The following is a 5625-nucleotide window of genomic DNA, read 5'->3' as shown; positions in this document are numbered from 1 at the left end:
CTCTCAAATCACACCCTCAATCATTACAACACCCATAAACGCCGCAGTGAATTGATGGCATTGACCGCCGGTATTCAACGGCGGTGGCTTGCGGAGTGCCACTCTTTTCTTATCATCCTGCAGACAGCCACCGGGCAACCGGCGGCGGTACCTGAAATCACGCTGTTCCAGCCGGATCAGGCGTATCGGTAACGCAAAAAGAATGGAGAAATCATGTCGGGTCATGGCTATGAATCAGGTCGTCTGAACCTGCCCTTTGTCGGCATCGCGACTTTTGGCAAAAAGCCCTATGTCGAGAACTGGGACAATATTGATGCTGATGTAGCCGTCCTTGGTGCGCCGTTTGACTTTGGTTGTCAGTATCGTTCGGGCGCCCGGTTTGGGCCGCGTGCGGTGCGCGAGGCCTCGACCCTGTTCAGCTTTGGCCATGCCGGAGCCTACGACCACGAGGACGACGCCACCTATCTGGGCAGCGACGTGCGCATCGTTGATCTGGGTGATGCTGATGTCATCCACACCAAGACCGAGGAAAGCCACGACAATATCGAATACGGCGTGAAAAAGATATTGGATGCAGCTGCCCTGCCGGTGACCATTGGTGGTGACCACTCGATCAACATTCCTTGTATCCGCGCCTTTGCCGAGGATTGCGAAAAGAACGGGCCCATTCATGTGGTCCAGATCGACGCGCATTTGGACTTTGTCGATGAACGCCACGGCGTCACCGAGGGTCACGGCAACCCGATGCGCCGCGCCATCGAGAAAGACTATGTGTCAGGGATGACCCAACTGGGCATCCGCAACGTGTCCTCGACCGCCAGGGAAGGCTACGAGGACGCGCGAGCGCGCGGCTCGGATATCCTGTCGGTCCGGCAGGTGCGCAAGCTAGGAACGGACGGCGTTCTGGAGCGCATACCCGAAGGCGTACGCTATTACGTCACCATCGATATTGACGCCTTCTGCCCGTCGATCGCGCCGGGCACCGGAACGCCCAGCCATGGCGGGTTCCTGTATTATGACGTGTTGGAAATCCTTCAGGGGTTAGCCAAGCGCGGTGATGTGGTCGGCATCGATTTGGTCGAGGTCGCCCCGGCCTATGATCAGACGGAAAGCACGCAGATTCTGGCGGCGCAGCTCCTGCTGAACTTTCTTGGCTTTATCTTCCACAACCGAAAATAGCGCCTATCCCAGATAAGCCCGCAAGCTGGGCGGCGGATTGTCGAACAGTTGCACCGTCGCCGCAGGCGGATGCGCATGCCCGTCGGCCATCAGTACAGTCTGGTCGGTGATACGACGGGCGTCCTGCGGGTCATGGCTGACCATCAGCAGGGTTGTTCCGGTCTCGGCCAGCAACCCTGCAACTAGGTCCAGCATTTCCGCTTTCAGCGCGGGCCCCAGCGCCGCAAAGGGTTCGTCCAGCAACAGTATGTCACGCCGTTGCACCAGAACCCGGGCCAGCGCGACCCGGCTTTGTTGTCCGCCGGACAGTTCGGCCGGTTTGCGCCCCTCAAAACCGGGCAGGCCAACGCGGGCCAACGCGGTTTTGACCTGCGCCTGCTCCTCTGCCGACAGGCGCCCATTGGGATGTTGGCCCAGGGCGACGTTCTGCTCCACCGTCAGATGCGGGAACAGGTTGCCATCCTGAAACAGCATCGCCAGCGGGCGTTTGCCCGGGGCAAGGTTGGAAATGCGTTTCCCCTGCCACAGGATTTGCCCCTGTTTGAGATCGCGAAACCCGGCGATTGCCTCAAGCAATGTGGACTTGCCCGCCCCCGAAGGGCCGACGATGGCAACACTGGCCCCGGCCTCGATTGTAAAATCGGCCCGCAAGGCGAAACCACCATTTTCAATGACGCAGCGGTCAAGTTTCAGCATGCAATCGCCCTCCGCGATCCAAAAGCCAGAAAACGCCCATTGACAGCATTAAAAGCAAAAGCGCCGCCCCGGCTGCCGCCTGCATCTGGTAAGCTCCCATCAGCCGGTAAATCTGCAGCGGCAGGGTCGCAATCTGGGGGTCCGCAAACAAAGCAATCACGCCGAGATCTCCCATCGACAGCGCGGCCGCAAGGCCTGCGGAAAAGCGGATTTGCGGACGCATTCGAGGCAGCAGAATGCGGGTGAAAAAGGTCGTTTTGTCCATGTCCAGTGACAGCGCCAGCCGCCCATGTCGGGTGACCACGTCGCGCGCGGCAGGCACCAGAATGCGCAGGGCGAAGGGCAGCGCCATGACCGCGTTCACAAGCGCCGTGACTGGCAGCGCCAGTGTGGTGGGATTGGCCACCGGACGGATCAGGATGAACAGGCCGGTCCCGATCACCAAGGGCGAGGCTGCCAGCCCCAGAATGCCGCTGAGTTCGACGATCCCGTACCGCCCGGTTGCAACGGCCATGGCCATAGGCAGGGCCAACACCAACAAAACAACCGTGCTGGCCGTAGCCACCAGAACCGAGGTCAGCGCGGCGCGGAATACCTGCGTGGGCATCTCAAACAATCCCGAGAGCCCCGAAATCACCACCGCCGCCAAAGGCAGCAGCAGAAACGCCGCCGCCGCCAATATCCAAAACGTATCAAGCACCGGCGCGCCACCGTCCCAGCGGCGGATGGCCCGGTCCAGACCCGCCCCGAACCCGTCGCCGCGCGAAAACTTCAACGCGGCCAGTGCAGCCGCAGCCGTAAGGGCCAGTTGCAACGCGGACAACAACGCCGCCCGGCCAAGATCGAAATCGTAGGTAAAGGATTGATAGATCGCCAGCTCAATCGTCGTCGCCCGTGGTCCTCCACCTAGGGTCAGGGCGACGGCAAAACTGGTCAGGCAGATGGCGAAGATCACGGCTAGCACACCCGGCAGGATGCGTCTAAGCATCGGCAGCTCGATCAGACGGAACATCGCCATCCCGTCGCAGCCCAGCTGCGCGGCCAGTCGAAAGCGTTCAGCGGGGATTTCCTGCCACGCCTGCAGGATCAACCGTGTGGCCAACGGCAGGTTGAAGAACACATGCGCCAGTACAACACCGTGCAACCCATAAATCCGCATCGGCGGCAGTCCAAAAAGCCCCAAAAAATCCGAAATCCAGCCAGCGCGACCAAAGACCTGCAACAGCCCGAGGATCGCCACGATGACCGGCAGAATAAAGGGCGCGCCCAATAGCGCGATCAGCGCCCGTCGCCCCGGAAACCGCCGTCGGGCCAGTGCCCGCGCCACCGGAACCGCCAACGCCGCACTGAACAGGGCCGACAAAACCGCCTGCACAAGCGTGAACCGCAGGGCGGCCCAATCCGCCGGGCCGAAACCGCCCGCCGCGTCAGCCCGCAGGGCAACCGCGGCAAGGGTCCCCAATATAAGCGCGGCCACCAAAGCCGCCGCGCCAACGCCCGGCCAGGGGCTTACTGGCTGAGCGCGCTCAGCCATTCCGCAAGCGCCTGATCCCGCACTTTGGCGGCCTCATCCGGAGAAAACAGCAGGGATTTTTCCGGCTGAATCAGCGTGTCGAACCCTTCGGGCAGACCGGCTGCCGGGGTCACCGCCGGATACATCCAGTTGGTGGTCGGAATAATCTGCTGGAACGCGTCCGAGACCATAAACTCGAGGAACTGATCCGCCAGTTCCGGCTGATCGGTCCCGGCCAGCTTTGCCGCAACCTCGACTTGCATATAGTGACCTTCGTCAAAGGCAGCCGCCGCTTTGCTGGCGTCTTCCTCGGCAATCAGGTGATAGGCGGGCGATGTGGTGTAGCTGAGGACCATATCGGCCTCACCTTCCAGAAACAGGCCATATGCCTCGGACCAGCCCTTGGTCACAGTCACGATATTGTCGGCCAGACCAGCCCAGATATCCGCCGCTTCATCGCCATAAGCCGCCTGCACCCACAAAAGCAGCCCCAGACCGGGGGTCGAGGAGCGCGGATCCTGAATGATGATCTTGGTGTCACCCTCGGCCAGTTCGCGGAAATTCGCAGGCGCTGCCGCATCGGCGTTATGAACGAAGGCGAAATAGCCCCAGTCATAAGGCGCGAACACCTCATCCGTCCATTCGATCGGCAGCGTGTATTCGGCGCTGACCGAGCTGGTCGCAAACAGGCCAGTTTCCTTGGCCGCGTTGATCAGGTTGGTGTCCAGGCCCAGCACCACGTCAGCGTCCGAGTTTTCACCCTCAAGCCGAATACGCGACAACAGCGCCGCGCCGTCCTCGACGCCGACAAGGTTCAGCTCGCAGTCACAGACCGCCTCAAACGCCTCTTTCACCTGTGGGCCGGGGCCCCAGTCCGAGACAAAGCTGTCATAAGTATACACGGTCAACTGAGGTTTATCGGCCGCCATAGCCGTGGTTGCACTCAGGAGTCCCGCAGCAATCATCAGATGTTTCATGTCATCCTCCATTGCGGCGAGAGGGCAAGGATGGATGAAACCGTCACCTTTCCCTCCGCCGGTTCTAGCCGGTTCAGGTTCAACGGGTTCGCCAGAGGCATCTCAGCGCGGCCACACCACGCACCCCGAGGTGAGGCTCTGACTAGGCGGGAACCAACCAAAAGACAACCCGTTTTGCAGGCTGACCCAGCTAACGACAACGACTGGGCGGACATACTTGCACCCTTTGAAATTGCCCAGTAAGGCCTGACCCGACTTACAGTCCAAGCCCGGCAACGTACGACCAGAGCGTGGGTCACGATCAGCGGTTAAAGAACCAAGGTTAGTTCCACGTTGCGCTGAGGGCGTCGAAAGCAGCGACAACGTTTGGTTCCATTTTTTTCGAAGCAAGCGTTATAAACCGAAGGGAAGTTTCAATTTTGACCCTATCCGATATCACAAGTCCGCGTGACTGCATTTCCTCAAGCGCTATCGATTCTCGGCACAGGCTCAGTCCAATACCCGATCGTACCATGGCCAGCATTGATGGCTCCTGATCAACAAGACAGACTGCCTGCGGCTGGCAATCAAGATCCGCGTAGATTTTCTCCAGCAGCCGGTGGTGCACAGAGTTCTTCGGCGTGCCGATCCAAGGCAGAGCAGCCAGGGCTGGCCAATCCTTGCCCAAGACACGTTTCCCCCAACCTGTTGGAGCTATAACGCGGTAAGTAAATTTGGTGAGTTCCCGTTGGAAAAACACCGAGTCTGTTTGATCCTGATCGCCGGTTTCATAGCTATCAAGATCACCCAGAACAAAACCTACATCCACTTCCCCACTGATCAGGCGCCCAACGACATCACCGCTTATACCGTGCACAAGCTTTGTTTGCAGGTCGGGATACCCATCCACGAGGGCCGCCAAAAAAGCGCCAAGGCGTATGAAGTTCGGATCAACAATGGTGCCAAGTCGCAGCGTGCCTCGAACATTTCCATTCACCCGTCGCGCGGTTTGACCGAACTCTTCTATAGCTGCCTGAACTTTTTCTGCTTTGGCAACAAGGGCTTCTCCATCTCGTGTAAGCTCAACACCCTTGGGTGTGCGGCGAAACAGTTCCAGTCCCGTGTCCTGCGCCAAGCGTTTCAACTGCAAACTGACGGCGGGTTGAGTGAGGTGCAATCGCTTTGCCGCGCGCGAGATATTGCCTTCTTGGGCAACGGCGACGAAGGCGTTTAGGATACGGATATCATTGACGGGTTTCATATTAATTTTGTTTATATCAG

Annotated in this window: 6 protein-coding genes and 1 riboswitch; of the genes, 2 read left to right on the top strand and 4 right to left on the bottom strand. The window is 59.5% G+C overall.

What is annotated here, in order from left to right; genetic code table 11:
- A partial coding sequence (locus GOW98_RS25640) for a hypothetical protein (protein ID WP_217359743.1) occupies nucleotides 1–192 on the top strand: 192 nt, incomplete at its 5' end.
- Nucleotides 193–213: 21 nt separating this feature from the next.
- Nucleotides 214–1179 carry an agmatinase gene (gene speB / locus GOW98_RS25225; protein ID WP_170337349.1) on the top strand — a complete coding sequence of 322 codons (966 nt, stop codon included), beginning with the start codon at nucleotides 214–216 and terminating at the stop codon, nucleotides 1177–1179.
- A gap of 3 nt (nucleotides 1180–1182) precedes the next feature.
- On the opposite strand, the gene GOW98_RS25220 is transcribed toward speB, so the two are convergent.
- From GOW98_RS25220 to GOW98_RS25205, 4 genes are all read right to left on the bottom strand, one after another.
- Complete coding sequence (locus GOW98_RS25220) at nucleotides 1183–1875, bottom strand: thiamine ABC transporter ATP-binding protein (RefSeq protein ID WP_170337348.1); 693 nt, start codon at nucleotides 1873–1875, stop codon at nucleotides 1183–1185.
- A complete protein-coding gene (locus GOW98_RS25215; RefSeq protein WP_170337347.1) occupies nucleotides 1862–3409 on the bottom strand; it encodes a thiamine/thiamine pyrophosphate ABC transporter permease ThiP in 1548 nt (515 codons plus the stop codon). The genes GOW98_RS25220 and GOW98_RS25215 overlap by 14 nt, the downstream gene beginning before the upstream one ends.
- Nucleotides 3385–4365 (bottom strand): thiamine ABC transporter substrate binding subunit, encoded by a 981-nt coding sequence (thiB, locus tag GOW98_RS25210; protein ID WP_170337346.1) that lies wholly within the window; start codon nucleotides 4363–4365, stop codon nucleotides 3385–3387. Before thiB ends, GOW98_RS25215 begins: the two co-directional genes overlap by 25 nt.
- Nucleotides 4366–4397: 32 nt before the next feature.
- Nucleotides 4398–4503: riboswitch (TPP riboswitch) on the bottom strand.
- A 184-nt stretch (nucleotides 4504–4687) separates the two neighbouring features.
- Nucleotides 4688–5625 (bottom strand): LysR family transcriptional regulator (locus GOW98_RS25205; protein ID WP_367646908.1); only part of this gene is annotated, 938 nt, incomplete at its 5' end.

The organism is Ruegeria arenilitoris, assembly GCF_013032445.1.
GTDB lineage: Bacteria > Pseudomonadota > Alphaproteobacteria > Rhodobacterales > Rhodobacteraceae > Ruegeria > Ruegeria arenilitoris_F.
The sequence above is the reverse complement of the archived record's forward strand: the minus strand, read 5'-3'. Positions and strand labels throughout refer to the sequence as shown.